Source organism: Mycobacterium paraense (assembly GCF_002101815.1).
In the GTDB taxonomy this organism is placed as follows: Bacteria; Actinomycetota; Actinomycetes; order Mycobacteriales; family Mycobacteriaceae; genus Mycobacterium; species Mycobacterium paraense.
The window spans coordinates 186,828-211,952 of sequence record NZ_LQPM01000003.1; the positions used below are offsets into that span (position 1 = coordinate 186,828).

Sequence of the window (25,125 nt, forward strand, 5' to 3'; positions counted from 1 at the left end):
GCCACCGCCCAAGCCGAGCCCTACTTTGGGCCGTGGACATGCTGTCCGGGCCAGAAGGACGGACATCCCCAAGGGCCCGGCTCGGGATGCCCGTTCTCGGGCGCGGGAGTTAACTGGGACAAGAACGTCTGCCACACCTGGTGGAGCGTCTACTACGGGCACGGAAACGTGGGGCCCACGACATGGGATGGACCCGATGCACCGCCGCCGGAGGCCATGCAGAAGCCACCTTGCGGTTTCCCCTTCATGTGTTCGGGGACGCCGTAATCGGGTGCTCGGCTCAATCCCTCGCCGACCCGGCATGAGTGCAGCACCAAACCCGATGGGATCCTGCTCTTTCCAGCGTTAGTTGAAGCGGTGCCAAGAATCCTTCAAGGATCCGTCAAGGCGCCGGCCCGACGCTGCCGGCATGAGTCACATCGCTTTCGAGGACGACGTCTACGTCGCCACCATGCACCGCGCCGACGCACCGAACGGCCGCACCGCGCGATACCACATGCGCAAGCACTTCGGCGAGCTGCCCTGCTGCCATCGCTCGTGGGCCAATCCGGGGAAGCGCTTCTTCCTGCACGGCTGCGAGCGCACGTTCGAAATCGAGTTCGCTTGTGCCCAAACCGAACTCGGTACCGGCCTGGTGGTGGACGTCGGCGCCGTCGGCGAAATCCGCTCCGCACTGCGCTACCAGTTCGACCACACCACGCTGATCGCGGAGGACGACCCGCAGCGCGACCTGTTCGAACTGCTGGCCGAGCGTGGCGTCGTCGACCTGCGGATCATGGAGAACACCGGCATGGAGGGCTCGGCGGCCTGGGCGTTCGAGACGGCCGAGCGCATCGTCGCGCTGGCGACCGGCGGCCGGGTGTGGGTGTCGCGCATCGAGGCGCGGGAAAGCCGCAACAATGTGGTCACCCTCATCGCGGGACCGGTGACCGCTGGAGGGTGGGCGTAACGCGGCGTCCTACTGGGTATGTGTAAAACAACAAAGTTTGCGTGCGCGTAAGGTGGCGGCTGCCTGACGGTGGTGCAACACTGTAGCGCTACAGGTCAGCAGGTGACGGCAGACAGGATCGGGTCGACTGACGTGAGCAAAAAAGCCAAGTCGGCGGTGGACGCGGCGCGGGAAAACCTCGCCGCGGAGCTGGACCGGCTCAAGCAGCGGCGCGATCGCCTCGAGGTCGAGGTCAAAAACGACCGTGGCATGGTCGGTGACCACGGCGACGCGGCCGAGGCGATCCAGCGCGCGGACGAGCTCGTCGTCCTCGCCGACCGGATCAACGAGCTGGACCGGCGCCTGCGCAGCGGCCCGACGCCCTCGGAGGACTCGGAGACGCTGCCCGGCGGGACCGAGGTGACATTGCGATTCCCCGACGGTGAGGTCGTCACGATGCACGTGATCTCCATCGTCGAGGAGACCCCCGTCGGCCGCGAGGCAGAGACGTTGACCGCCCGCAGCCCCCTGGGCCAGGCCCTCGCCGGGCACAAGGCGGGCGACACGGTGACGTACACGACCCCGCAGGGCGAGAACCAGGTCGAGCTGATCTCGGTGAAGCTGCCCCGCTAACTCGCCCATGCCGGCGGCGGCGGTCCCGATAGACTCGCCGCAATGATCCCCCCAGAACCTGGCGCCGTTCCCGCGCGTCCACACCTGGGTCTGACGACACAGGTGATGCGTTTCGTCGTCACCGGCGGTCTGGCCGGGATCGTCGACTTCAGCCTCTACCTGGTGCTCTACAAGGTGGTGGGCGTGCAGGTGGACCTGGCCAAGGCGACGAGTTTCATCGTCGGCACCATCACCGCCTACCTGATCAACCGCCGGTGGACGTTTCAGGCCGCGCCCAGCACCGCGCGGTTCGTCGCGGTCATGGTCCTCTACGCCATCACCTTCTCGGTGCAGGTCGGCCTCAACCACCTCAGCCTCGCGCTTCTGCACTACCGAAGCTGGGCGATACCCGTCGCGTTCGTGATCGCGCAGGGCACCGCGACGGTGATCAACTTCATCGTGCAGCGAGCCGTTATCTTCCGCATCCGCTGACCGACCTGGCCAGATCGGATTGTCCGCCTTCTCAGCGGGACGCAAGCGTCCCGCATCGTCGCCGAACCAGGCGGTACCCTCTTTGACGATGTTCACCACCAAGCGGCTCGCGGGCTGGGGGCGTACCGCGCCGTCGGCGGCGACCGTGCTTTCCACGCCGGACGCCGACGAGATCGCCAAAGCCGTGGCCAACGCGGCCGACGCGGGCGGGCGCGGCGTGATCGCCCGCGGGCTGGGCCGGTCCTACGGCGACAACGCGCAAAACGGCGGCGGTCTGGTGATCGACATGACCGAGCTGGACACCATTCACACCATCAGCGCCGACACCGGGCTGGCCGACCTCGATGCCGGGGTCAACCTCGACCAGCTGATGAAGGCCGCGCTGCCCTTCGGCCTGTGGGTGCCGGTGCTGCCCGGCACCCGCCAGGTCACCATCGGCGGCGCGATCGCCTGCGACATCCATGGCAAGAACCACCACAGCGCCGGCAGCTTCGGCAACCACGTCCGCAGCATGGACCTGCTGACCGCCGACGGCCAGGTCCGCCACCTCACCCCGACCGGTGCGGACTCCGAGCTGTTCTGGGCCACGGTCGGGGGCAACGGCCTCACCGGGATCATCCTGCGGGCCACCGTCGAGATGACGCCGACGGAGACCGCGTACTTCATCGCCGACGGCGACGTCACCGCCGGCCTGGAGGAAACCATCGCGTTTCACAGCGACGGCAGCGAGTCCGACTACACCTATTCCAGCGCGTGGTTCGACGCGATCAGCGCGCCACCGAAACTGGGCCGGGCGGCGATTTCGCGCGGCTCGCTGGCGAAGCTGGATCAACTGCCCAAGAAGCTGCAGCGCAATCCGCTGAAATTCGATGCGCCGCAGTTACTTACGTTCCCGGACGTCTTCCCGAACGGATTGGCCAACAAGTACACGTTCGGGCCGATCGGCGAACTGTGGTACCGGAAATCCGGAACCTATCGCGGCAAGGTGCAGAACCTCACGCAGTTCTACCACCCCCTGGACATGTTCGGGGAATGGAACCGCGCCTACGGCCCCGCCGGTTTCGGCCAGTACCAATTCGTCGTGCCCACCACCGCGGTCGAGGAGTTCAAGGGCATCATCCGCGACATCCAAAAGTCCCGGCACTACTCGTTTCTCAATGTGTTCAAGCTGTTCGGCCCGGGCAATCAGGCCCCGCTGAGCTTTCCCATTCCGGGCTGGAACGTGTGCGTCGACTTCCCCATCAAGCCGGGGCTCAACGAGTTCCTCAACGAACTCGACCGCCGCGTACTGGAATTCGGCGGCCGGGTCTACACCGCCAAGGATTCGCGCACGAACGCCGAAACCTTCCACGCCATGTATCCGCGCATCGACGAGTGGATCGCCGTGCGCCGCAAGGTGGATCCGACGGGGGTGTTCGCCTCCGACATGGCCCGACGCTTGGAGCTGCTCTAAATGGTGCTGGACGCCGTGGGAAACCCGCAGACCATCCTGCTGCTCGGGGGCACCTCCGAGATAGGGCTGGCCATCTGCGAGCGCTACCTGCAAAACGCGCACGCGCGAATCGTGCTGGCGGACTTGCCCGACCATCCGCGCAAGGCCGACGCCGTCGCCGCGATGACCGCGGCCGGCGCCAAGTCGGTCGAATGGATCGACTTCGACGGCACCAAGACCGACACGCATCCGGCCGTCATCGACCAGGCCTTCGCCGGCGGCGATGTCGACGTCGCGATCGTGGCGTTCGGCATACTCGGGGACGCCGAAGAGCTGTGGCAGAACCAGCGCAAGGCCGTGCTCGCCGCCGAGATCAACTACACCGCAGCGGTTTCCGTGGGTGTGCTGCTGGGCGAGAAGATGCGCGCCCAGGGGTTCGGCCAGATCATCGCGATGAGCAGCGCGGCCGGGGAGCGGGTGCGGCGGTCCAACTTCGTGTACGGCTCCACCAAGGCCGGCCTCGACGGCTTCTACCTCGGACTCGGGGAAGCGCTGCGCGAGTTCGGCGTTCGGGTCCTGGTGATCAGGCCCGGCCAGGTTCGCACGTCGACGACGATCGCGCACTGGCAGGCGACGGGCGCCAAGGAGGCGCCGCTCACCGTCGACAAGGAGTACGTCGCCAACCTCGCGGTGACCGCGGCGGCACAAGGTAAGGAATTGGTTTGGGCGCCAGCAGCATTCCGTTACGTGATGATGGTGTTGCGACACATCCCGCGGAGGATCTTCCGCAAGCTGCCGATCTGAGCGTGCGCAACGCGCTGGCCACCCTGGGCCAGATGGCCGCGGGGGTGGCGGTCGCCGTGATCGTGGCGGTGCCATCGCTGATCGCGATCGCCGGCGTGCAATGGCCGGCCTTTCCGTCGTCGAACCAGCTGCACGCGCTGACCACCGTCGGGCAGGTCGGCTGCCTGGCCGGGCTCGTCGCGGTTGGCTGGCTGTGGCGCACGGGGCGTCGCGTCCTGGCCCGGCTGGGCGGGCTGGTGTTCCTGTCCGCGTTCACCGTCGTGACCCTGGGCATGCCGCTGGGCGCCACCAAGCTGTATCTGTTCGGCATCTCCGTCGACCAGCAGTTCCGCACCGAATACCTGACCCGCCTGGCGGACAGCCCCGCCCTGCACGACATGACCTACCTCGGGCTGCCGACCTTCTACCCGCCCGGCTGGTTCTGGATCGGCGGTCGGGTCGCGGCGCTGACGGGCACGCCGGCCTGGGAGATGTACAAGCCGTGGGCGATCACCTCGATCACCATCGCGGTCGCCGTCGCCCTGGTGCTGTGGTGGCGGCTGATCCGCTTCGAATACGCGCTGATCGTCACCACCGCGACCGCGGCGGTCACGCTGGCCTACAGCTCGCCGGAGCCGTACGCCGCGATGATCACGGTGCTGCTGCCGCCGGCGATGGTGCTGACGTGGTCGGGACTGCGGGCCGGCGGGCGCGGCGGTTGGGCCGCGGTGGTCGGCGCCGGGCTGTTCCTCGGCTGGGCGGCCACCTGGTACTCCCTGCTGCTGGCCTTCAGCGCGTTCGCGGTCACGCTGATGGCGCTGCTGCTGGCCGGCGCGCGCTGGCGGCGCGACGGCTTGCGGGCGGCGCTCGACCCGCTGCGCCGATTGGCCCTCATCGCCGTCATCGCGGCGGCCCTCGCGTGCATCACCTGGCTGCCGTTCGTGCTGCGTGCGGCCCGCAGCCCGGTCAGCAACAGCGGCAGCGCCTTTCATTACCTGCCGGCCGACGGCGCCGAGCTGACCTTCCCCATGCTGCAGTTCTCGCTGCTGGGGGCGCTCTGCATGCTGGGCACGCTCTGGCTGGTGGTCCGGGCGGCCACCTCGGTGCGGGCGGGGGCCCTGGCCATCGGCGTGCTCGCCGTGTACCTGTGGTCGCTGTTGTCGATGCTGACCACGCTGGCGCGGACCACGCTGCTGTCCTTCCGGCTGCAGCCGACGCTGAGCGTGCTGCTGGTGGCCGCCGGGGTGTTCGGCTTCATGGAGGCCGTCGCGGCGCTGGCCCCGCGCGGCCGCGCGATCGTGCCGGTTGCCGCCGCGATCGGGCTGGCCGGGGCGATCGCGTTCAGCCAGGACATCCCCGACGTGCTCCGCCCGGACCTGACCATCGCCTACACGGACACCGACGGCCACGGCCAGCGCGGCGACCGGCGGCCGCCAAGTTCCGAAAAGTTCTACTCCGTCATCGACGCCGCCATCCAAAAGGTGACCGGCAAGCCGCGCGACCAGACCGTCGTGATGACGGCCGACTACAGCTTCCTGTCCTACTACCCGTACTGGGGCTTCCAGGGGCTGACGTCGCACTACGCCAACCCGCTGGCGCAGTTCGACCTGCGCGCCGCCCAGATCGAGAAGTGGTCCAAGCTCAAGACCGCCGACGAGTTCATCCACGCGCTGGACACCTCCCCGTGGCCCCCGCCGACGGTTTTCCTCATGCGCCGCGGGGCGAACAGCAACTACACACTGCGGCTGGCGCAGGACGTGTACCCCAACCAGCCCAACGTTCGGCGGTACACCGTCGATCTCCCGGCGGCCCTGTTCGCCGATCCCCGCTTCGTCGTCGACAGCGCCGGGCCGTTCGTGCTGGCCATCCGCAAGCCGACGGCGTAGCGGCTGGAACTACCATCTACCCCCGTGGACGACGCGGGAGGTAACCACCGGATCGCTCGGGTGGTTGCTATCGTCGCCGGCCTGCTCGGCGCCCTGCTGGCGATCCTCACGCCGCTGCTGCCCGTCAACCAGACCACCGCCCAGCTCAACTGGCCGCAGAACGGCACCTTCAACAGCGTCGACGCCCCGCTGATCGGCTACGTCGCCACCGATTTGAACGTCTCCGTGCCCTGCCAGGCCGCCGCCGGGCTGGCAGGACCGCAGAACGCGGGCAAGACCGTGCTGTTGTCCACGGTGCCCAAGCAGGCCCCCAAGGCCGTCGACCGCGGCCTGCTCATCCAGCGCGCCAACGACTACCTGGTGCTGGTGGTGCGCAACGTCGCGGTGGTCACCGCACCGTTGAGCGAGGTGCTCAGCCCGGCCTGCCAGCGGCTGACCTTCACCGCGCACGCCGATCGGGTCACCGCCGAATTCGTCGGCCTGACGCAGGGCCCCAACGCCGAGCATCCCGGCGCGCCGCTGCGCGGGGAGAAGAGCGGCTACGACTTCCGGCCGCAGATCGTCGGCGTCTTCACCGACCTGAGCGGGCCCGCCCCGCCGGGCCTGAGCTTCTCGGCGACCGTCGACACCCGCTACAGCAGCAGCCCCACCACGCTGAAGATGGCGGCGATGATCCTCGGGGTGGTCCTGACCGCCCTCGCCCTCGTCGCCCTGCACGTGCTGGACACCGCCGACGGGACCCGGCACCGCCGCTTCCTGCCGGCGCGCTGGTGGTCCGTCGGCGGCCTGGACGCCCTCGTCATCGCCGTGCTGGTGTGGTGGCATTTCGTCGGCGCCAACACCTCCGACGACGGCTACATCCTGACCATGGCCCGGGTCTCCGAGCACGCCGGCTACATGGCCAACTACTACCGCTGGTTCGGCACCCCCGAGGCCCCGTTCGGCTGGTACTACGACCTACTGGCCGTGTGGGCCCACGTCAGCACCACCAGCATCTGGATGCGGCTGCCCACCCTGGCGATGGCGCTGACGTGCTGGTGGGTGATCAGCCGCGAAGTGATGCCCCGGCTGGGCGACGCCGTCAAGCGGAACCGGGCCGCGGCGTGGACCGCGGCGGGCATGTTCCTCGCGGTCTGGCTGCCGCTCGACAACGGGTTGCGCCCCGAGCCGATCATCGCCCTGGGCATCTTGCTGACCTGGTGCTCGGTGGAACGCGCGGTGGCCACCAGCCGGCTGCTGCCGGTGGCCATCGCCTGCATCATCGGCGCGCTGACCCTGTTCTCCGGGCCGACGGGCATCGCCTCGATCGGCGCGCTGCTGGTCGCGATCGGGCCGCTGCGGACGATCCTGCACCGCAGATCCAAACTGTTCGGTGCGCTGCCATTGGTGGCGCCGCTGCTGGCCGCGGTCACGGTCACCGCGATCCTGATCTTCCGCGACCAGACGCTGGCCGGCGAGATCCAGGCCACCGCTCTCAAGCGCGCCGTCGGGCCCAGCCTCAGCTGGTTCGACGAGCACCTCCGCTACGAGCGGCTGTTCATGGCCAGCCCCGACGGGTCCGTCGCCCGCCGCTTCGCGGTGCTGGCGCTGGTGTTGGCGCTCGGGATCACCGTCGCAATGTCGTTGCGCAAGGGCAAGATTCCGGGCACCGCCGCCGGGCCGAGCCGGCGCATCGCCGGCATCACCATCATCTCGTTCATCGCGATGATGTTCACGCCGACCAAATGGACCCACCACTTCGGGGTGTTCGCCGGCCTCGCGGGGCCGCTCGGCGCGCTCGCCGCGGTCGCGGTGACGGCATTGGCGATGCGGTCACGGCGCAACCGCACCGTGTTCGCCGCCGTGGTGCTGTTCCTGGTGGCGTTGTCGTTCGCCAGCGTCAACGGCTGGTGGTACGTCTCCAATTTCGGTGTGCCCTGGTCGAATTCGTTCCCGGCCTGGCATTACGCGTTCGCCACCGCGCTGCTCGGGCTGACCCTGCTGGTGCTGCTGCTGGCGGCGTGGTTCCATTTCGTCGATCCCGACAACGGCGCACCCAAGACCCGCCTGGGCGCGCGTATCGCCGGAATTGTCCAGTCCCCGTTGGCAATTGCGACGTGGATCCTGGTGGTTTTCGAGGTGGCGTCGCTGACCCTGGCGATGACCGACCAGTACCCCGCGTGGACGGTGGGCCGCTCCAACCTCGAGGCGCTGGCGGGCAAGTCCTGCGGCCTGGCCGAGGACGTACTGGTGGAGCAGGACCCCAACGCCGGCATGCTGGCACCCGTGAGCGCCTCGGTGGCCGACGCGCTGGGCGCGGGCCTGTCGGAAGCGTTCACCCCCAACGGTATTCCCGCCGACGTCCGCGCCGACCCGGTGATGGAACGGCCCGGCGACCGCAGTTTCGTGAACGACGACAAGCTGATCACCGGCGCGGAGGCCGGCACCGAGGGCGGCACCACCCCCGCGCCGGGAATCAACGGCTCGGCGGCCCAGCTGCCCTACAACCTCGACCCGGCGCGGACGCCGGTGCTCGGCAGCTGGCGGTCGGGCATCCAGCTGCCCGCCCATCTGCGGTCGGGCTGGTACCGGCTGCCCGCCCGCGACAAGGCGGGGCCGCTGCTGGTGGTCAGCGCGGCCGGCCGCTTCGACCCCCGCGAGGTCCAGGTGCAGTGGGCCACCGACGACCAGGCGGCCGGCGGACACCCCGGCGGGTCGTTCCAACTGGCCGACGTCGGCGCGTCGCCCGCCTGGCGCAACCTGCGACTGGCGCTGTCCGCGATCCCCACTGCGGCCACCCAGATCCGGCTGGTCGCCGACGACGAAGACCTGGCGCCGCAGCACTGGATCGCGCTGACGCCCCCGCGGATCCCGCAGCTGCGCACGCTGCAGGACGTGGTGGGCTCGTCGGACCCGGTGTTCCTGGACTGGCTCGTCGGCCTCGCGTTCCCCTGCCAGCGACCCTTCGGCCATCAAAACGGCGTCGACGAGACGCCGAAGTGGCGGATCCTGCCGGACCGATTCGGCGCCGAGGCGAACTCGCCGGTGATGGACAACAACGGCGGCGGCCCGCTGGGCGTCACCGAGCTGTTGGTGAAGGCGACCACGATTGCGACGTATCTGAAGGACGACTGGTCCCGCGATTGGGGCTCGCTGCAACGATTGACGCCGTACTACCCCAACGCCCAGCCCGCCGAACTGCAGCTGGGGCTCGCGACGCGCAGCGGCCTGTGGAACCCGGGCCCGCTTCGCCGGACCTAGCGTCGTCCGTCAGCTTCCCGGCGGCTCAGGGCACCAGAACAGGCCACAGTTTCCCGGCGGCTTTCGGACCGGCGCCGGCGGATTGGCGCCGTCCCAGATGGTGTTCCAGCGGCCACCGACGTTGCCCTTCGGGCCGCCCACGAGCAGGTACCAGGTGTGGCAGAAGCCCATGTCCCACTGGATGTCGGCCTGCGGCAGGGGTTGTCCCGGACACCATTGATGGGGCCCTTCCGCCCAGGCATCGGCGTGTGCGATCCCGGGGGCGGCGCCGAGGCCGGCCATCGCCACGCCGGTCGACAGCACGGCGGCGGCCATCATCCGCTTCAAAGTGCTCATGGCTTTTCCTTCTGTCGTCGTCACAGGCCCGGCAGGCACAGCCCGGGGATGCAGCCCAAGTCTGGCGGCGGGGTGTCGCCCTCGTAGACGAAATGACCGCGGTTGGCCTGGAATCCGTAGTCGACCCAGTACCAGGTGTGGCAGACGTTCATGTCCCAGACCACGTCGGTCTCCGGCAGCTGTTGGCCCGGGCACCATTGATACGGTCCCCGGGGCCTGGCCTGGGCGGTGCCCGCGGACAGGCCGAGCCCGGCCACCGCGAGGATGCCGGACACTAGGCCCCCGGCGAGAAGCCGCTGCGCGTAGCGATGGGCGCTCATCCTCGGAGTGTGGCGCGCGCCGATTGCGAAATTCTTGCGGCGCGGTCTAACCCACCGCCTGGTCGCGAGGCTCGGGCCGCATCTCCCGCGCCGATACGGGCGTGGGTCGCGGACGGCGTGGTTCGCGGACGCCCGCACCTCCGTCACCGTTGAGCCACAGCCGGACCGCGGAGCCCGATTTGACCCGCGCGCCGGACTCGGGACTCTGATCGGTGACGATCCAGGCGCCGTCCCCGGGCGCCGAGGGGAAGTCCGGTTGGGCGTTCATGGCGATCAGACCCTTGTCGTTGAGCGCCTCACGAGCCGCCGTCCACTCGAGCCCGACGACATTGGGCACGGTTACCCGCGCGGACCAGGGCGCCTCGCGCACGCGCATCTTCACCGCCTCGGCGGCCGCGTCGCCAACCGCCGTCTCGGCACCGCGCGGGGAGTCGTCGAGGTCTCGCCAGCGTTCCCACGCGGATTGGCGCGTGACACCCAATTCCGTGGCGATCTCGGCCCAGGACTTTCCGGCCCGCCGGGCGGTCCGCACCGCGGCCAGCTCGGCCTGGTCCAACATGCGGCGCACCACGCCGATGTCAGACAGCGCGTCCAGGCCGTCGCCGCTGGGGCGCCCGCTGCGCGCGGCAAGCCGGAGCCAAGCGCGTTGGGCCTGCTCCCACGCGTCGGGAAGACTCACCTTGTCAGGGTAGCCTGACGCGTCCGGGCCGCCAAGCGGCCTTGCTGCGGTGCTTCAGTAAGCCTAGACTTACGGTTCGTGACCACTTACCAAGCGGTCGGCGACGCCTGGCTGGCGCTGGCCGACGGGACCCGGCGCTCGATCGTGGAGCGCCTGGCGCAGGGCCCGGCGGCCGTCGGGGAGCTGGCCCGCGATCTGCCGGTCAGCAGGCCCGCCGTGTCGCAGCACCTCAAGGTCCTCAAGTCCGCCCGGCTGGTCCGGGACCGTGCCGCCGGCACGCGGCGCGTCTATCAGCTCGACCCGACCGGCCTCGAGGCGCTGCGCGCCGAACTCGACCGGTTCTGGGCCCAGGCACTGGCCGCCTATGCGAAAACCGTCGAGGAGAGGGAGGGAGAACCGACATGACGCGGACACCGAACATCGCGCACCACGTCGTCGTCAATGCACCGATCGAGCGAGCGTTCGCCGTCTTCACCGAGCGCTTCGGCGACTTCAAGCCGCGCGAGCACAACCTGCTTGCCGTTCCGATCACCGAGACCGTGTTCGAGCCGCGGGTGGGCGGGCACATCTACGACCGCGGCGTCGACGGCAGCGAGTGCCGTTGGGCGCGGGTCTTGGTCTATGAGCCGCCCCACCGCGTGACGTTCACGTGGGACATCGGCCCGACCTGGCAGCTGGAGGCCGATCCGTCCAAAGCCAGCGAGGTCGAGGTCCGCTTCACCGCCGAGTCGGAAGGCCGCACCCGCGTCGAGCTCGAACACCGCCATCTGGACCGGCACGGCACGGGCTGGGAGTCGGTCGCCGACGGCGTCGACGGGGACGCGGGCTGGCCGCTGTATCTCGATCGGTATGCGCGCCTGCTCAGCGTCGGGACCCAGCCATGACCGAGACGCTGATGACGATGGCGCGCGCCGAGCGGGCCGACCTCGCCGACTTTCTGACCACCCTGAGCCCGCAGGACTGGGCGGCACTCACCCTGTGCTCGAAGTGGACCGTCAAAGACGTTGTGGCGCATGTGATCAGCTACGAGGAACTGGGCGCCGCGGGGCTGCTGCGGCGGTTCGCGAAGGGCTGGGTGGTGCGCGCCAACGAGGTGGGCGTCGACGAGTTCGCCGCGCTCACCCCCCAGCAGCTGCTGGCATTTCTGCGCGACCACCTCACGCCGAAGGGACTGACCGCGGGCTTCGGCGGCATGATCGCGCTGGTCGACGGCACCATCCACCACCAGGACATCCGGCGCTCGCTCGGCCGGCCGCGAGCCGTCCCCGAGGACCGGCTACAGCGGGTGCTGGGCCTGGTACCCGGCAACCCCAGGCTCGGCGCCGGGCGCCGGATCCGGGGACTTCGCCTGCGCGCCAACGACATCGACTGGGAACACGGCCGCGGGCCCGAGGTCACCGGCCCCGGCGAGGCGCTGCTGATGGCGATGACGGGCCGGCCGGCGGCCCTGGCGGACCTCGACGGTCCGGGCCTGCCCACGCTTGCCAAGCGGCTTACGAAATAGCCTCAGCCCGAGCGCATTTCGAAGGTGAACTCGTGGCCGCCGATGCGGATGCGGTCGCCGTCGGCCAGCGCGGCGCTGCCACGAATGCGCTGGCCCTGCACCTCCACCCCGTTGGTGGACCGCAGATCGGTCATCATGAAGCCGGTTCCGGTGTCGGTGATGACGGCGTGGTGGCGGCTGACGTCCGTGTCGTCCAGGACGACGTCGTTGTCGGTGAAGCGTCCGATCCGGGTGATCGCGCCCGTGAGCGTGTGCAGCCGCCCGGTCTGGTCGCGCAGCCCGGCGAGCGCCGGCCCGGCCAGCTGGATCCCCGCGGTGGAGGGCTCCTGCCGGTAGACGCCGCGCTTGTGCGTGGTCAGTTCGGCCCGTTTCAGGCCCAACGGCTCCTGGCGCAGGATCCGCTCGTGCAGGGCACTGACGGTGCGGCCCGGGTCGATGCCGAGCCCCTCGGCCAGGGCCGTCTTGAGCCGCCGGTAGGCGCCGAGCGCGTCGGACTGACGCTCGGTGACGTAATAGGCGGTGATCAGCTGCGCCCACAGCGGTTCGCGGTACGGATGCTCGGCGGTGAGCGCCTCGAGCTCGGCGATCACCTCGCCGGCCCGCCCGCACGCGATCTCGGCCTCGGCGCGCGCGGTGTGGGTGGCGACCTTCTCTTCCATCAACGCGGTCGCAAAGGCGTCGACGAACGCGAAGTCGCGCAGGTCGTCGAGCACCGGCCCGCGCCACTCGCCCAGCGCCAGCGAGAAGTGCCGGCTGGCCTCGTCGAAGCGTCCCGCCGCGGCGGCCTGGTTGCCGGCGGCCTTCGCGGCGCTGAAGCGCCCCAGGTCGCAGTCGGCGTCGGCGACGCTGAGCTGATACCCGGGCGGCGCGCTCGCCAGCACCTGGTAGGGGTCGACGCCGGCGCTGCGCAGCAGCCGGCGCAGGTTCGACACGTGCGCCTGGATGCTGGTGCGCGCGGCGGGCACCGGGTCTTCGTCCCACACCGCGTTGATCAGCGAGTCGACGGACACCGGCCGGTTGCGGTTGATCAACAGCATCGCCAGCACCGCGCGCTGCTTCGGCGCGCCCACCGGGACCCGCACCCCGTGGCTGGTCATCAGCAACGGTCCCAAGACACCGAACCCGAGACCTGCATTCGTCATCGCGCCGCCAGCCTCCTGGGTCATCGGGGCCGCTCCGGGGTCTGAGTTTATTTCGTGCGCGGGTCGCGGCAAATCACCGCGCCGCCGAGGCGGCCCTGCGTCCTCAAGTCACTCAGCCCCGTCCCTTACCATCGAGCCTCGTGCCCCACGACCGTAATGAGCGATCGCCGCGCATCCCACGGTTGATCGCCGTCGTCGCGGGACTCGTCGGTCTGCTGTTGTGCCTCGTCGTTCCCCTGCTTCCGGTGCGGCAGACCACCGCGACCGTGCTGTGGCCCCAGGGCACCACGGACGGGCACGTCGCCCAGCTCACCGCCCCGCTGGTGTCCGGCGCCCCCCGCGCCCTGGACATCTCCATCCCGTGCCCGGCGATGGCCACGTTGCCCCCGGCCGGCGGGCTGGTGGTGTCCACGCTGCCCGCCGGCGGCGTGGACACCGGCAAGAACGGCCTGTTCGTGCGGGCCGACAAGGATGTGGTCGTCGTCGCGTTCCGCGACACCGTGGCCGCGGTCGCGCAGCGCTCGGCGGTGGCGGCCGGCGCCTGCAGCGTCCTGCACCTGTGGGCCGACGCCGGCGCGGCGGGCGCGGACTTCGTCGGCATCCCCGGCGCCTCCGGCGTCCTGCCGTCGGAGAAGAAGCCGCAGGTTGGCGGGATCTTCACCGACCTGAAAGTGCCCGCGCAGCCCGGACTTTCGGCCCGCGTGGACGTCGACACCCGGTTCATCACGGCGCCCACCGCGCTGAAGGCGGTGGTGATGGCCGTGGGCACGCTGGCGGTCCTGGTGGCCATCGCCGCCATGGCGGTGCTGGATCGGCGCAGCCGCGGCGCGCGAGTCCGCAAGCCCTCGTGGCCGCGCGCCGGCGCCGCGACGTGGATCGCCGACGTCGGGGTGATCGGGACGCTGCTGATCTGGCACGTGATCGGCGCGACGTCGTCGGACGACGGCTACAACCTGACCATCGCCCGGGTCGCGCCCAAGGCCGGCTACGTCGCGAACTACTACCGCTTCTTCGGCACCACCGACGCGCCGTTCGACTGGTACCTCGCGGTGCTCGCCAAGTTCGCGTCGGTGAGCACGGCGGGCGTATGGATGCGGATCCCGGCCCTGCTGGCCGGCATCGCGTGCTGGCTCATCATCGGCCACTGCATGCTGCGCAGGCTGGGCCCCGGTCGCGGCGGCCTGGGCGGCAACCGGGTCGCGGTGCTCACCGCGGGCGCGGTGTTCGTCGCCGCCTGGCTGCCCTTCAACAACGGCCTGCGACCCGAGCCGCTGATAGCGCTGGGGGTCGTGGTGACCTGGATGCTGGTGGAACGCGCGATCGCCCTGCGCGCGATCGCCCCCGCCGCGGTCGCGATCTTCGTCGCGATGCTCTCGGCGGCCCTGGCCCCGCAGGGGTTGATCGCCGTCGCCGCGCTGCTGACCGGGGCCCGCGCCGTCGCCCAGGGGATCCGTCGCCGCCGGGCGACCGACGGGCTACTCGCGCCGCTGGCGGTGCTGGCCGCGTCGTTCGCGCTGATCCTGGTGGTGGTGTTCCGCAGCGAGACGCTGGCCACGGTCGCGGAGTCGGCGCGCATCAAATACAAGGTCGGCCCGACCATCGCCTGGTACCAGGACTTCCTGCGCTACTACTTCCTCACGGTGGAATCGAACCCGGACGGCTCGATGGCGCGGCGGTTCGCGGTGCTGGTGCTGCTGCTGTGCCTGTTCGGCATGCTGGTCGTGCTGCTGCGGCGCGGCGGGGTACCCGGGCTGGCCAGCGGCCCGGCGTGGCGGCTGATCGGCACCACCGCGGTCGGCCTGCTGCTGCTGACGTTCACGCCGACGAAGTGGGCCGTGCAGTTCGGCGCGTTCGCCGGGCTGGCCGGCGCCCTGGGCGCGGTCACCGCGTTCGCGTTCGCCCGGATCGGGCTGCACAGCCGCCGCAACCTGACGCTGTACGTCACCGCGCTGCTGTTCGTGCTGGCGTGGGCGACCTCGGGCATCAACGGCTGGTTCTACGTCGGCAACTACGGGGTGCCGTGGTACGACATCCAACCCGTCATCGCCAGCCACCCGGTGACGTCGATGTTCCTGACGCTGTCGATCATCACCGGCCTGCTCGCCGGCTGGCAGCACTTCCGGATGGACTACGCCGGGCACACCGAGGTCAAGGACAACCGGCGCAACCGCGTGCTGGCCTCCACCCCGCTGCTGGTCGTGGCGACGATCATGGTGCTCGGCGAGGTCGGCTCGCTGGCCAAGGGCGCCGTCTTCCGCTACCCGCTCTACACCACCGCCAAGGCCAACCTGGCCGCGATCACCAGCGGCCTCTCACCGGCCAGCTGCGCGATGGGCGACGACGTGCTAGCCGAGCCGGACCCCAACGCCGGCCTGCTGCAACCGGTTCCGGGACAGCAGTACGGGCCCGCGGGCCCGCTGGGCGGCGTCAACCCGGTCGGGTTCAAACCCGACGGCGTCGGCGACGACCTGAGGTCCTACCCGGTGGTCACCAAGCCGGGCGTGGTGAACTCCGACGCGTCGCCCAACAAGCCCAACGCCACCATGAGCGACTCCGCGGGCACCGCCGGCGGGCGCGGCCCGGTTGGGGTGAACGGGTCGCACGCCGCGCTGCCGTTCGGCCTCGACCCGGCCCGCACGCCGGTGATGGGCAGCTACGGCGAGAATTCGCTGGCCGCCACCGCGACGTCGGCCTGGTACCAGCTGCCGCCCCGCACGCCGGACCGGCCGCTGGTGGTGGTTTCGGCCGCCGGCGCCATCTGGTCGTATAAAGAGGATGGCACCTTCACCTACGGGCAACAGCTCAAACTGCAGTGGGGCGTCGCGCGCCCCGACGGCTCCACCCAGCCGCTCGCGGAGGTGCAGCCGATCGACATCGGGCCCGAACCGGCGTGGCGCAACCTGCGGTTCCCGCTGACCTGGGCGCCGCCGGAGGCAAACGTGGCACGCATCGTCGCCTACGACCCGAACCTGAGTTCCGAGCAGTGGTTCGCGTTCACGCCGCCGCGCGTCCCGGTGCTGCAGAGCCTGCAGCAGCTGATCGGGTCGCGCACGCCGGTGCTGATGGACATCGCCACCGCGGCCAACTTCCCGTGCCAGCGGCCGTTCTCCGAACACCTCGGCGTCGCCGAACTTCCGCAGTACCGGATCCTGCCCGACCACAAACAGACGGCGGCGTCGTCGAACGGGTGGGAGGCCGGCGAGGCCGGCGGCCCGTTCCTGTTCACCCAGGCGATGCTGCGGACCTCGACGATCTCGACGTACCTGCGGGGCGACTGGTACCGCGACTGGGGATCGGTCGAGCAGTACTTCCCGCTGGTGCCGGCCGACCAGGCGCCGCCCGCCGTCGTCGAACAGGGTGCGGTCACCGTGCGCGGCTGGAGCCGGCAGGGACCGATCAGGGCGCTGCCGTGAGCGTCATCAACCACGAACAGCAGGCGGCCGCCGCGCGGGGCGAGGCCCGCGACAGCGTGCGCGTGACGCGCTGGGTCGCGACGATCGCGGGGTTGCTCGGTTTCGTCTTGTCGGTCGCGACGCCGCTGCTGCCGGTCGTGCAGACCACCGCGATGCTGAACTGGCCGCAGAACGGCCAACTGAACAGCGTCACCGCGCCGTTGATCTCTCTGACGCCGGTCGACGTGACGGCGAGCGTGCCGTGCTCCGTGGTGGCCGGGCTGCCACCCGACGGCGGGGTGGTGCTCAGCACCGCGCCCAAGAAAGGCAAGGACGCCGCCCTCAACGCGTTGTTCGTCGTCGCCAGCAGCCAGCGCGTCGACGTCACCGACCGCAACGTGGTGATCGCCAGCGTGCCCCGCGACCAGGCGGCCTCCCCGAATTGCCAGCGCATCGACATCACCTCCACCCGCGCCGGCACCTTCGCCCACTTCGTCGGGCTGACCGACCCGGCGGGCAAGCCGGTGGGCGGCGGTTTCGCCGACCCCAACCTGCGGCCGCAGATCGTGGGCGTGTTCACCGACCTGACCGGCCCGGCGCCGGCGGGGCTGCGGTTCTCGGCGACCATCGACACCCGGTTCTCCACCACGCCGACGACGCTCAAGCTGGCGGCGATGGTGCTGGCGATCCTGTCGACCATCGTGGCGCTGGTCGCCTTGTGGCGGCTCGATCAGCTGGACGGCCGGCGCTTGCGCCGCTGGATCCCGCAGAACTGGCGCAAGTTCACCCTGGTCGACGCCGCGGTGATATTCGGCTTCTTGCTGTGGCACCTGATCGGCGCGAATTCCTCCGACGACGGCTACATCCTGGGCATGGCCCGCGTCGCCGACCGCGCCGGCTACATGTCCAACTACTTCCGCTGGTTCGGCAGCCCGGAGGACCCGTTCGGCTGGTACTACAACCTGCTGGCGCTGATGACCCACGTCAGCGACCACAGCCTGTGGATGCGGCTGCCCGATCTGGTCGCCGGGCTGGTGTGCTGGCTGCTGCTGTCGCGGGAGGTCCTGCCCCGGTTGGGGCCGGCGGTGACCTCCAGCGCCGCCGCTAACTGGGCCGCCGGCATGGTCCTGCTGACCGCGTGGATGCCGTTCAACAACGGCCTGCGCCCCGAGCCGATCATCGCGCTCGGTTCGCTGGTCACCTACGTGCTGATCGAGCGGTCGATGCGATACAGCCGCCTGACCCCGGCGGCGCTGGCGGTCATCACCGCCGCGTTCACGCTGGCCGTGCAGCCCACCGGCCTCATCGCGGTGGCCGCACTGATCGCCGGTGGCCGCCCGATCGTGCGAATCCTGGTCCATCGGCACCGCCTGGTCGGCACCTGGCCGCTGGTCGCCCCGATGCTGGCGGCCGGTTTCGTGGTCCTCACCGTCGTCTTCGCGGACCAGACCCTGTCAACGGTGCTGGAAGCCACCAGGATTCGCACCGCGATCGGTCCCAGCCAGGCGTGGTACACCGAGAACCTGCGCTACTACTACCTGTTCCTGCCCACCGTCGACGGCGCGGTGTCGCGGCGATTCGGCTTCCTGATCACCGCGCTGTGCCTGTTCACCGCCGTGTTCATCATGTTGCGGCGCAAGCGGATTCCCGGCGTGGCCCGCGGGCCGGCGTGGCGGCTGATGGGCGTCATCTTCGCGACCATGTTCTTCCTGATGTTCACGCCGACCAAGTGGGTGCACCACTTCGGGCTGTTCGCCGCGGTGGGCGCGGCCATGTGCGCGCTGACCACGGTGCTGGTGTCGCACGAGGTGCTGCGCTGGTCGCGCAACCGCATGGCGTTCGCGGCGGCGGTGTTGTTCGTGCTGGCGCTGTGTTTCGCCACCTTCAACGGCTGGTGGTACGTGTCCAGCTACGGTGTGCCGTTCAACAGCGCCATGCCGAAGCTCGCCGGAATCACCGTCAGCACAGTCTTTTTCGCTCTCTTCGTGATCGCCGCGCTCTGGGCGACCTGGCTGCACTTCGCGCCGCGGGATCGCGGCGAGGGCCGGCTGGCTCGCGCGGTGACGGGGGCGCCGGTGCCGCTCGCGGCCGGGTTCATGGCGCTGGTGTTCGTCGCCTCGATGGTCGCCGGGATCGTGCGGCAGTACCCCACCTACTCCAACGGCTGGTCGAACGTGCGGGAATTCGCCGGTGGCTGCGCGCTGGCCGACGACGTTCTCGTCGAGCCCGACAGCAACGCCGGCTTCATGGCGCCGCTACCCGACAATTTCGGACCGCTGGGCCCACTGGGCGGGGTGAACCCGATGGGCTTCTCGCCCAACGGGATACCGGAGCGCACCCTGGCCGAGGCGGTCCGCGAGACGGCGGTGCCGCAACCGGGCACCGACTACGACTGGTATGGGCCGACCAAGCTGACGGCGCCCGGCGTCAACGGGTCGCTGGCGCCGCTGCCCTACGGACTGGATCCCGATCGTGTCCCGGTGGCCGGCAGCTACACCACCGGCCCGCAACAGCAGAGCAAGCTGACGTCGGCGTGGTATCAGCTGCCCAAGCCCGACGACGGGCATCCGCTGGTGGTGGTGACCGCCGCCGGCACCATCACGGGCAACAGCGTGCTGCACGGCCACACCTCGGGGCAGACGGTCGTCCTCGAATACGGCAGGCGCGGTCCCGGCGGTGACGTGCTGCCGGCCGGGCGGCTGGTGCCCTACGACCTGTACGGGGAGCAGCCGAAGGTGTGGCGCAACCTGCGCTTCGCCCGGTCCCAGATCCCCCCGGACGCGGTCGCGGTGCGGCTGGTGGCCGAGGACCTGTCTCTGACGCCGGAGGACTGGATCGCGGTGACCCCGCCGCGGGTGCCGGAGCTGCGCTCGCTGCAGGAGTACGTCGGCTCGTCGCAGCCGGTGCTCCTGGACTGGGCCGTCGGCCTGGCCTTCCCGTGCCAGCAGCCGATGCTGCACGTCAACGGGGTCACCGAGATCCCGAAGTTCCGCATCACGCCGGACTACAACGCCAAGAAGCAGGACACCGACACCTGGGAGGACGGCGTCAACGGCGGCTTGCTGGGCATCACCGACCTTTTGCTGCGTGCGCACGTGATGTCTACCTATCTGTCCCGCGACTGGGGCCGCGACTGGGGCTCGTTGCGTAAGTTCGACACCATCGCCGACGCCCGGCCCGCGCAGCTCGATCTGGGCACCGCGACCCGCAGCGGCTTGTGGTCGCCGGGCGAGATCCGAATCAAGCCGTAGCTAACGCGAAATAGCGCTATTGCAACGGGTTTGAATATCCCGTGCCATCAATTTGTCATCCGTCGAATAATTGCCGGAAATTGACGTTCGAGTAATTACGCGCGGAATGTTTAATTCGTCGAACTGCGGGTCAATACCTATTTCCCCTGTGGGGTAACTAACACTTGCGTTAAAAGGTGGCCCGATGCACACGCTGACACGCTTAGGTACCTCCGTCGCGGCGCTCGCCGTGGCCATCTCGCCGGCGGCTACTTTCGCCATCGCCGACGCCGCCGGACAGGGCGGCACCACGGTGGTTCTCGACACTGACCTGCGCCGCTGCGATTTCAGCAGGGTGAACGAGGCGGCCTGGATCCCGCGGGCGGCGCTGGGGTCCGGTTCCGCGCTCATCAGCACCTCGGGATCGCGGGCCGTCGCGCAGGTGCACATGACGATCCCCAACGCGCCGGGCACCCATTACGACGTCGGCCTTATCCAGGAACCGCGCCCCTCGTCGGCCACCTGCGGTCCCGGCGACCCCGGCACCGCGTTTACCGGAATGGACACCGACGGGGCCGGCAACGCCACGGTGACCGTTCAAGACAGCCTTCGACAAGGCACCACGGGCGTCTGGGTGATTGTCGAGCGCGCAAACCCGAACTCGCAAAATCCAGCCGAGTTCTACACGTCCGAATTCCTGGTGCCGGCATAACCGACGAGCCACCGGGGACGAACGCCCCGAGCGGACGGGACTTCGGTCCCTAGCTCGGCGCCGGCGCGCGATGTTCCGATACAGGAGGTCGGAACGGAGGCACGGCAATGGACGCTTCACCACAGGCTCGGGAGCGGACGCGGGTGTTCGCCCGAGCGCTCGGACCGTTTCTGGTCATCGCCGACGCCACGGCGGTGGCCCGCGCCTCCGACATGCAGACGCTGCTGTCGCAGTTCGAGGCGAACTCGCTGTGGACGTGGGTGAGCGGCGCCTTCATCCTGCTGTTCGGCCTCTTCGTCGTCGCCGCACACCCGTATTGGCGCGGCACCGCGGCCATCATCGTGTCGCTGCTGGGCTGGCTGATCGTGCTGCGCGGGCTACTGCTGTTCGCGTTTCCCCAGACCTTCGTCTCGGCGGCCAACGGCATGGTCGGTGCGCAAGCGTGGTGGATCGCGGCCTGCGTGGCCTTCGCGCTGGTCGGGCTGTACCTGACCTACGTCGGCTGGGTGCCGGCTCCGCACCGCCCGGAATCCCAAGCGCCAGAAGCCACCCCGGATCTTCGCCGAGCCGCGTAATGGAGCCCGTGCGCGAGGACGCCACCGGCAAGATGACCTCGGCGTTGCACGCCGACGAGTTCGACGCGTCGGCGGCGGTCGCCGAGGCGGCGCTGGAGGAGATGGAGACGCTGGGCAGCGGGCAAGGCATGCTCATCGTGAAGCGGGGACCCAACGCCGGCTCGCAGTTCCAGTTGGACCGCCCCGTCATGTCCGCGGGTCGGCATCCGGCCAGCGACATCTTCCTGGATGACATCACCGTCAGCCGCCGGCACGCCGAGTTCCGAAGGGAGAACGGCAAATTCCACGTCGTCGACCTCGGCAGCCTGAACAAGACCTACCTCAACCGGGCACCCGTCGACTCGGCGGTGCTGGCCAACGGCGACGAGGTCCGGATCGGTAATTTCCGGCTGATTTTCGTGGCGGGACCGGCCTGCGTGCGGGGGCTGTAATACCGTCGCGGCATGAGCGCGTATGACCTGGAGCCCGCCGACCGGCTGCCCTTTTCGACGCCGGAGAAATCGCAGCGCTACGAAACCGACAACTACCGCGGAGCGGTGGGGCTCAACTGGTACCTGACCGATCCCAGCTTGCAGTTCACCATGGCCTACTACCTGCAGCCCGACGAATTGGCCGTGCTGGAGCCGCATCTGGCCCGCATCGGTGACCTGATGGGCGGCCCGGTGGCGCGGTGGGCCGAGGAGACCGACCGCAACCCGCCCCGGCTGGAGCGCTACGACCGGTGGGGACACGACGTCAGCCGCGTCGTCATGCCGGAGTCGTTCACGCAGTCCAAGCGCGCGGTGCTCGACGCGCAGCAGGCCCTGCGCGACGCGGCGCGGGGCGCCCAGGTGAGCTCGGGCCTGGCGCTGTTCGCGTCGAACTACCTGCTCAACCAGGCCGACATCGGGATGGGCTGCGCGCTGGGCACCGGCGGCGGCATGGTGCAGTCGCTGGTGTCCGCCTACGCGCCGCCCGACGTGGCCGAGCACGTGCTGGCGAAGTTCGCCTCCGGCGAATGGGCGGGCGAGACGGCCCAGCTGCTGACCGAACGCACCGGTGGCTCGGATTTGGGTGCGCTCGAGACGACGGCGACGCGGGCCGGGGACGCGTGGCTGCTGAACGGGTTCAAGTGGTTCGCCTCCAACTGCGCGGGAGAGGCGTTCGTGGTGCTGGCCAAGCCCGAGGGGGCGCCGGACTCGTCCCGCGGCGTCGCCAACTTCCTCGTGCTGCGCGACCGCCGCGACGGTTCGCGCAACGGCGTGCGGGTGCGCCGGCTCAAGGACAAGCTCGGCACCCGCTCGGTGGCCTCCGGCGAGGTCGAGTTCGTCGACGCCGAGGCGTTCCTGCTGTCCGGCGAACCCGGCGCGGATGCGGGCCCGGCCGACGGCAAGGGGCTCGGCCGGATGATGGAGCTGACCAACGCCGCGCGGCTCGGCATCGCCCAGTTCGGGCTCGGCAACGCCCGCCGCGCCCTGGTCGAGTCGCTGTGCTACGCCCGGCAGCGCCACGCGTTCGGCGGGGCGCTCATCGACAAGCCGCTGATGCGGCGCAAGCTCGCGGAGATGATCGTCGACGTCGAGGCGGCGCTCGCGCTGGTCTTCGACGGCACCGGCGCCACCAACCACCGCCAGCCGCGCGGCGTGCGCCAGCGCATCGCCGTGCCCGTGACCAAGCTGAAGGTGTGCCGGCTCGGGATCACCGCGGCGTCGGACGCCATCGAAATCCACGGCGGCAACGGCTATATCGAGACGTGGCCGGTGGCCCGGCTGCTCCGCGACGCGCAGGTCAACACCATCTGGGAGGGCCCCGACAACATCCTGTGCCTCGACGTGCGGCGCGGCATCGAGCGGGCCGCCGCGCACGAGGCGCTGCTGGCGCGGCTGCGCGACGCCGTCTCGGTCTCCGATGACGACGAGACCACTCGCCTGGTCGCGAGCCGCATCGAGGACCTCGACGCGGCGATCACCGCGTGGGGCAAGCTCGGCGGCGGGGTGGCCGAGGCGCGGCTGTTCCCGCTGGCGCAGTTCATGGGCGACGTCTACGCGGGTGCGCTGCTCACCGAGCAGGCCGCGTGGGAGCGGGAGACCGGCGGCGGGGAACGCAAGGCGCTCGTCGCGCGGCTCTACGCGCTGCGCTACCTCGCCGACCGGGGCCCGTTGCGCGGCATCGACGCCGACTCCGACGAGGCGCTGGAGCGGTTCGACGAGCTGGTCGACGGCGCGTTCACCGGCGCGCAGACGCAGAATCGCACGATTTCGGGATGAAAAGTGCGATTTTGCGTCTGCTCGCGGTAGGAACTAGACCGGGATCAGGCCGTGCTTGCGGGCGACGCGGAACCACAGCTGCTTGTCCCGCAACAGGTGCATCGACTTGCGCAGCAGCAGCCGCGTCTCGTGCGGGTCGATGACCGCGTCGATGAAGCCGCGCTCGGCGGCGGTCCACGGGATCGCCATGTTGAGGTTGTAGCCCTCGATGAAGTCCTTCTTGATCTGTTGCGCCTCGGGGGTGGTCGGGTCGGGGAACCGCTTCATCAGCAACTGCGCGGCACCCTCGGCGCCGATCACCGCGATCCGCGCCGTGGGCCACGCGAAGTTGAAGTCGGCGGTCAGCTGCCGCGACCCCATCACGGCGTACGCGCCGCCGTAGGACTTGCGGATGGTGATCGTCACCTTCGGCACGTCGGCCTCCACGACCGAGTAGAGGAAGCGGCCGCCGCGCTTGATGATGCCGCGCTTTTCCTCCTCGGCCCCCGGCAGGAACCCGGGCGTGTCCACCACGAAGACCAGCGGGATGTTGAACGCGTCGCAGAACCGGATGAACCGCGCCGCCTTGTCGGACGCCTCGTTGTCGATCGCCCCCGACATGTGCATGGGCTGGTTGGCGATCACGCCCACGGGGTGGCCGTCGACGCGCGCGTATCCGGTGATGATGGCGGGCCCGTGCTGCGCGGCGACGTCGAGGAAGTCGCCGTCGTCGAAGATGCGCAGCAGGATCTCGTGCATGTCGTAGGCCGCGTTGTCGGAGTCCGGCACGATGGCGTCGAGTTCCAGATCGGTCGGGGTGATTTCCGGCTCCAGCCCGGGGTTGACGATCGGCGGCTTGTCGAAGCAGTTGGACGGCAGGAACGACAGGTAGTCGCGGACGTACTGGAACGCCTCCGCCTCGGAGTCGACCACCTGGTGGATGTTGCCGTAGCGGGCCTGGGCGTCGGAGCCACCGAGCTCGTCGAGGGTGACCTCCTCGCCGGTGACCTCCCGGATCACGTCGGGCCCGGTGACGAAGAAGTAGCCCTGGTCGCGCACCGAGACGAGGAGATCATCCTGGATCGGCGAATACACCGCTCCCCCGGCGCATTTGCCGAAGATGAGGGAGATCTGCGGCACCAGCCCGGACAGCGCCTCGTGGCGACGGCCCAGCTCGGCGTACCACGCCAGCGAGGTCACCGCGTCCTGGATCCGGGCGCCACCGGAGTCCTGGATGCCGATGATCGGGCACCCGACCATCGCGCACCACTCCATCAACCGCGCGACCTTGCGGCCGAACATCTCACCGACGGTGCCCTGGAACACCGTCTGGTCGTGGGAGAACACCCCGACCGGCCGGCCGTCGATCATGGCGTGACCCGTGACGCACCCGTCGCCGTAGAGCGCGTTCGGGTCGTTCGGCGTCTTGGCCAGCGCGCCGATCTCGAAGAAGCTGCCCGGATCGACGAGCGCGTGCACGCGAGCGCGGGCGCTCGGGATGCCCTTCTTGTCCCGCTTGGCGGCGGCCTTCTCGCCGCCGGGCTCCTTGGCCAGCTCGAGGCGAGCGTGCAGCTCGGCCAGCTTTTCCGCGGTGGTGTGCTGAACGGGAGCCGGCACGGTTTCGGTCACTACTCGCC

Annotated in this window: 21 protein-coding genes; 16 read left to right on the forward strand and 5 right to left on the reverse strand. The window is 69.9% G+C overall.

From position 1 onward, the window contains the following. Positions 1–409 precede the first annotated feature (409 nt). The 7 genes from AWB89_RS02175 (at position 410) to AWB89_RS02205 (ending at position 9,373) form a co-directional block, all read left to right on the forward strand. Positions 410–949, forward strand: coding sequence for a 6-carboxytetrahydropterin synthase (locus tag AWB89_RS02175; protein ID WP_085095176.1), 540 nt, complete (start codon positions 410–412; stop codon positions 947–949). Between the two features lie 132 nt (positions 950–1,081). Beyond that, positions 1,082–1,561, forward strand: coding sequence for a GreA/GreB family elongation factor (locus AWB89_RS02180; protein ID WP_085095178.1), 480 nt, complete (start codon positions 1,082–1,084; stop codon positions 1,559–1,561). Positions 1,562–1,666: 105 nt separating this feature from the next. After that, positions 1,667–2,032, forward strand: a complete 366-nt coding sequence (locus tag AWB89_RS02185) for a GtrA family protein (RefSeq protein ID WP_139830569.1) — start codon at positions 1,667–1,669, stop codon at positions 2,030–2,032. 88 nt (positions 2,033–2,120) lie between these two features. Further along, positions 2,121–3,485 (forward strand): decaprenylphosphoryl-beta-D-ribose oxidase, encoded by a 1,365-nt coding sequence (locus tag AWB89_RS02190; protein WP_085171346.1) that lies wholly within the window; start codon positions 2,121–2,123, stop codon positions 3,483–3,485. Continuing rightward, positions 3,486–4,268 carry a decaprenylphospho-beta-D-erythro-pentofuranosid-2-ulose 2-reductase gene (locus AWB89_RS02195; RefSeq protein ID WP_085095184.1) on the forward strand — a complete coding sequence of 261 codons (783 nt, stop codon included), beginning with the start codon at positions 3,486–3,488 and terminating at the stop codon, positions 4,266–4,268. 32 nt (positions 4,269–4,300) lie between these two features. Further along, positions 4,301–6,133 (forward strand): galactan 5-O-arabinofuranosyltransferase, encoded by a 1,833-nt coding sequence (locus tag AWB89_RS02200; protein ID WP_142282422.1) that lies wholly within the window; start codon positions 4,301–4,303, stop codon positions 6,131–6,133. Positions 6,134–6,136: 3 nt separating this feature from the next. Beyond that, positions 6,137–9,373, forward strand: coding sequence for an arabinosyltransferase domain-containing protein (locus AWB89_RS02205; RefSeq protein WP_142282416.1), 3,237 nt, complete (start codon positions 6,137–6,139; stop codon positions 9,371–9,373). A 9-nt stretch (positions 9,374–9,382) separates the two neighbouring features. On the opposite strand, the gene AWB89_RS02210 is transcribed toward AWB89_RS02205, so the two are convergent. From AWB89_RS02210 to AWB89_RS02220, 3 genes are read right to left on the reverse strand one after another with little or no spacing between them, the layout of a single operon-like run. Beyond that, positions 9,383–9,709 carry a hypothetical protein gene (locus AWB89_RS02210; protein WP_085171349.1) on the reverse strand — a complete coding sequence of 109 codons (327 nt, stop codon included), beginning with the start codon at positions 9,707–9,709 and terminating at the stop codon, positions 9,383–9,385. A 20-nt stretch (positions 9,710–9,729) separates the two neighbouring features. Then, the gene (locus AWB89_RS02215; RefSeq protein ID WP_085171350.1) at positions 9,730–10,029 is read right to left on the reverse strand and encodes a hypothetical protein; all 300 of its coding nucleotides are present in this window, start codon (positions 10,027–10,029) and stop codon (positions 9,730–9,732) included. 46 nt (positions 10,030–10,075) lie between these two features. Further along, entirely contained in the window at positions 10,076–10,708 is a 633-nt protein-coding gene (locus AWB89_RS02220) for a PASTA domain-containing protein (protein WP_085171351.1), read from the reverse strand. 78 nt (positions 10,709–10,786) lie between these two features. Here AWB89_RS02220 and AWB89_RS02225 point away from each other — a divergent pair, with 78 nt between their 5' ends. Genes AWB89_RS02225 through AWB89_RS02235 form a run of 3 tightly spaced genes read left to right on the forward strand, consistent with a single transcriptional unit; the run spans position 10,787 to position 12,212 of the window. Continuing rightward, positions 10,787–11,113, forward strand: coding sequence for an ArsR/SmtB family transcription factor (locus AWB89_RS02225; RefSeq protein WP_085171352.1), 327 nt, complete (start codon positions 10,787–10,789; stop codon positions 11,111–11,113). Beyond that, a complete protein-coding gene (locus tag AWB89_RS02230) occupies positions 11,110–11,592 on the forward strand; it encodes an SRPBCC family protein (protein ID WP_085171353.1) in 483 nt (160 codons plus the stop codon). Before AWB89_RS02225 ends, AWB89_RS02230 begins: the two co-directional genes overlap by 4 nt. Beyond that, a complete protein-coding gene (locus AWB89_RS02235; protein WP_085171354.1) occupies positions 11,589–12,212 on the forward strand; it encodes a maleylpyruvate isomerase family mycothiol-dependent enzyme in 624 nt (207 codons plus the stop codon). Before AWB89_RS02230 ends, AWB89_RS02235 begins: the two co-directional genes overlap by 4 nt. Positions 12,213–12,214: 2 nt before the next feature. Here AWB89_RS02235 and AWB89_RS02240 read toward each other — a convergent pair whose 3' ends face one another. After that, the gene (locus AWB89_RS02240; RefSeq protein WP_085095308.1) at positions 12,215–13,354 is read right to left on the reverse strand and encodes a BTAD domain-containing putative transcriptional regulator; all 1,140 of its coding nucleotides are present in this window, start codon (positions 13,352–13,354) and stop codon (positions 12,215–12,217) included. A 140-nt stretch (positions 13,355–13,494) separates the two neighbouring features. Between AWB89_RS02240 and AWB89_RS02245 the strand changes: the two genes are divergently transcribed. The 6 genes from AWB89_RS02245 (at position 13,495) to AWB89_RS02270 (ending at position 23,509) form a co-directional block, all read left to right on the forward strand. Next, entirely contained in the window at positions 13,495–16,767 is a 3,273-nt protein-coding gene (locus AWB89_RS02245; protein WP_085171355.1) for an arabinosyltransferase domain-containing protein, read from the forward strand. Further along, entirely contained in the window at positions 16,764–19,997 is a 3,234-nt protein-coding gene (locus tag AWB89_RS02250) for an arabinosyltransferase domain-containing protein (protein ID WP_085171356.1), read from the forward strand. Before AWB89_RS02245 ends, AWB89_RS02250 begins: the two co-directional genes overlap by 4 nt. Before the next feature lie 184 nt (positions 19,998–20,181). Then, on the forward strand, positions 20,182–20,688 hold the full coding sequence (locus tag AWB89_RS02255; protein ID WP_085171357.1) for a hypothetical protein: 507 nt from the start codon (positions 20,182–20,184) through the stop codon (positions 20,686–20,688). A 107-nt stretch (positions 20,689–20,795) separates the two neighbouring features. After that, the gene (locus AWB89_RS02260; protein WP_085095206.1) at positions 20,796–21,263 is read left to right on the forward strand and encodes a hypothetical protein; all 468 of its coding nucleotides are present in this window, start codon (positions 20,796–20,798) and stop codon (positions 21,261–21,263) included. Next, positions 21,263–21,694 (forward strand): FHA domain-containing protein, encoded by a 432-nt coding sequence (locus tag AWB89_RS02265; protein WP_085171358.1) that lies wholly within the window; start codon positions 21,263–21,265, stop codon positions 21,692–21,694. Before AWB89_RS02260 ends, AWB89_RS02265 begins: the two co-directional genes overlap by 1 nt. Before the next feature lie 12 nt (positions 21,695–21,706). Further along, entirely contained in the window at positions 21,707–23,509 is a 1,803-nt protein-coding gene (locus tag AWB89_RS02270) for an acyl-CoA dehydrogenase family protein (protein WP_085171359.1), read from the forward strand. Between the two features lie 33 nt (positions 23,510–23,542). Here AWB89_RS02270 and AWB89_RS02275 read toward each other — a convergent pair whose 3' ends face one another. Beyond that, on the reverse strand, positions 23,543–25,117 hold the full coding sequence (locus AWB89_RS02275) for an acyl-CoA carboxylase subunit beta (protein WP_085095214.1): 1,575 nt from the start codon (positions 25,115–25,117) through the stop codon (positions 23,543–23,545). Between the last annotated feature and the right edge of the window lie 8 nt (positions 25,118–25,125).

What these genes read in the sequence shown, in the direction of transcription:
- AWB89_RS02265 (WP_085171358.1), top strand. Translation starts at nt 21,263, where the DNA reads ATGGAGCCCGTGCGCGAGGACGCCACCGGCAAGATGACCTCGGCGTTG.
- AWB89_RS02270 (WP_085171359.1), top strand. Translation starts at nt 21,707, where the DNA reads ATGAGCGCGTATGACCTGGAGCCCGCCGACCGGCTGCCCTTTTCGACG.
- AWB89_RS02190 (WP_085171346.1), top strand. Translation starts at nt 2,121, where the DNA reads ATGTTCACCACCAAGCGGCTCGCGGGCTGGGGGCGTACCGCGCCGTCG.
- AWB89_RS02215 (WP_085171350.1), bottom strand. Translation starts at nt 10,029, where the DNA reads ATGAGCGCCCATCGCTACGCGCAGCGGCTTCTCGCCGGGGGCCTAGTG.
- AWB89_RS02255 (WP_085171357.1), top strand. Translation starts at nt 20,182, where the DNA reads ATGCACACGCTGACACGCTTAGGTACCTCCGTCGCGGCGCTCGCCGTG.
- AWB89_RS02195 (WP_085095184.1), top strand. Translation starts at nt 3,486, where the DNA reads ATGGTGCTGGACGCCGTGGGAAACCCGCAGACCATCCTGCTGCTCGGG.
- AWB89_RS02185 (WP_139830569.1), top strand. Translation starts at nt 1,667, where the DNA reads ATGCGTTTCGTCGTCACCGGCGGTCTGGCCGGGATCGTCGACTTCAGC.
- AWB89_RS02260 (WP_085095206.1), top strand. Translation starts at nt 20,796, where the DNA reads ATGGACGCTTCACCACAGGCTCGGGAGCGGACGCGGGTGTTCGCCCGA.
- AWB89_RS02230 (WP_085171353.1), top strand. Translation starts at nt 11,110, where the DNA reads ATGACGCGGACACCGAACATCGCGCACCACGTCGTCGTCAATGCACCG.
- AWB89_RS02235 (WP_085171354.1), top strand. Translation starts at nt 11,589, where the DNA reads ATGACCGAGACGCTGATGACGATGGCGCGCGCCGAGCGGGCCGACCTC.
- AWB89_RS02240 (WP_085095308.1), bottom strand. Translation starts at nt 13,354, where the DNA reads ATGACGAATGCAGGTCTCGGGTTCGGTGTCTTGGGACCGTTGCTGATG.
- AWB89_RS02200 (WP_142282422.1), top strand. Translation starts at nt 4,301, where the DNA reads ATGGCCGCGGGGGTGGCGGTCGCCGTGATCGTGGCGGTGCCATCGCTG.
- AWB89_RS02210 (WP_085171349.1), bottom strand. Translation starts at nt 9,709, where the DNA reads ATGAGCACTTTGAAGCGGATGATGGCCGCCGCCGTGCTGTCGACCGGC.
- AWB89_RS02175 (WP_085095176.1), top strand. Translation starts at nt 410, where the DNA reads ATGAGTCACATCGCTTTCGAGGACGACGTCTACGTCGCCACCATGCAC.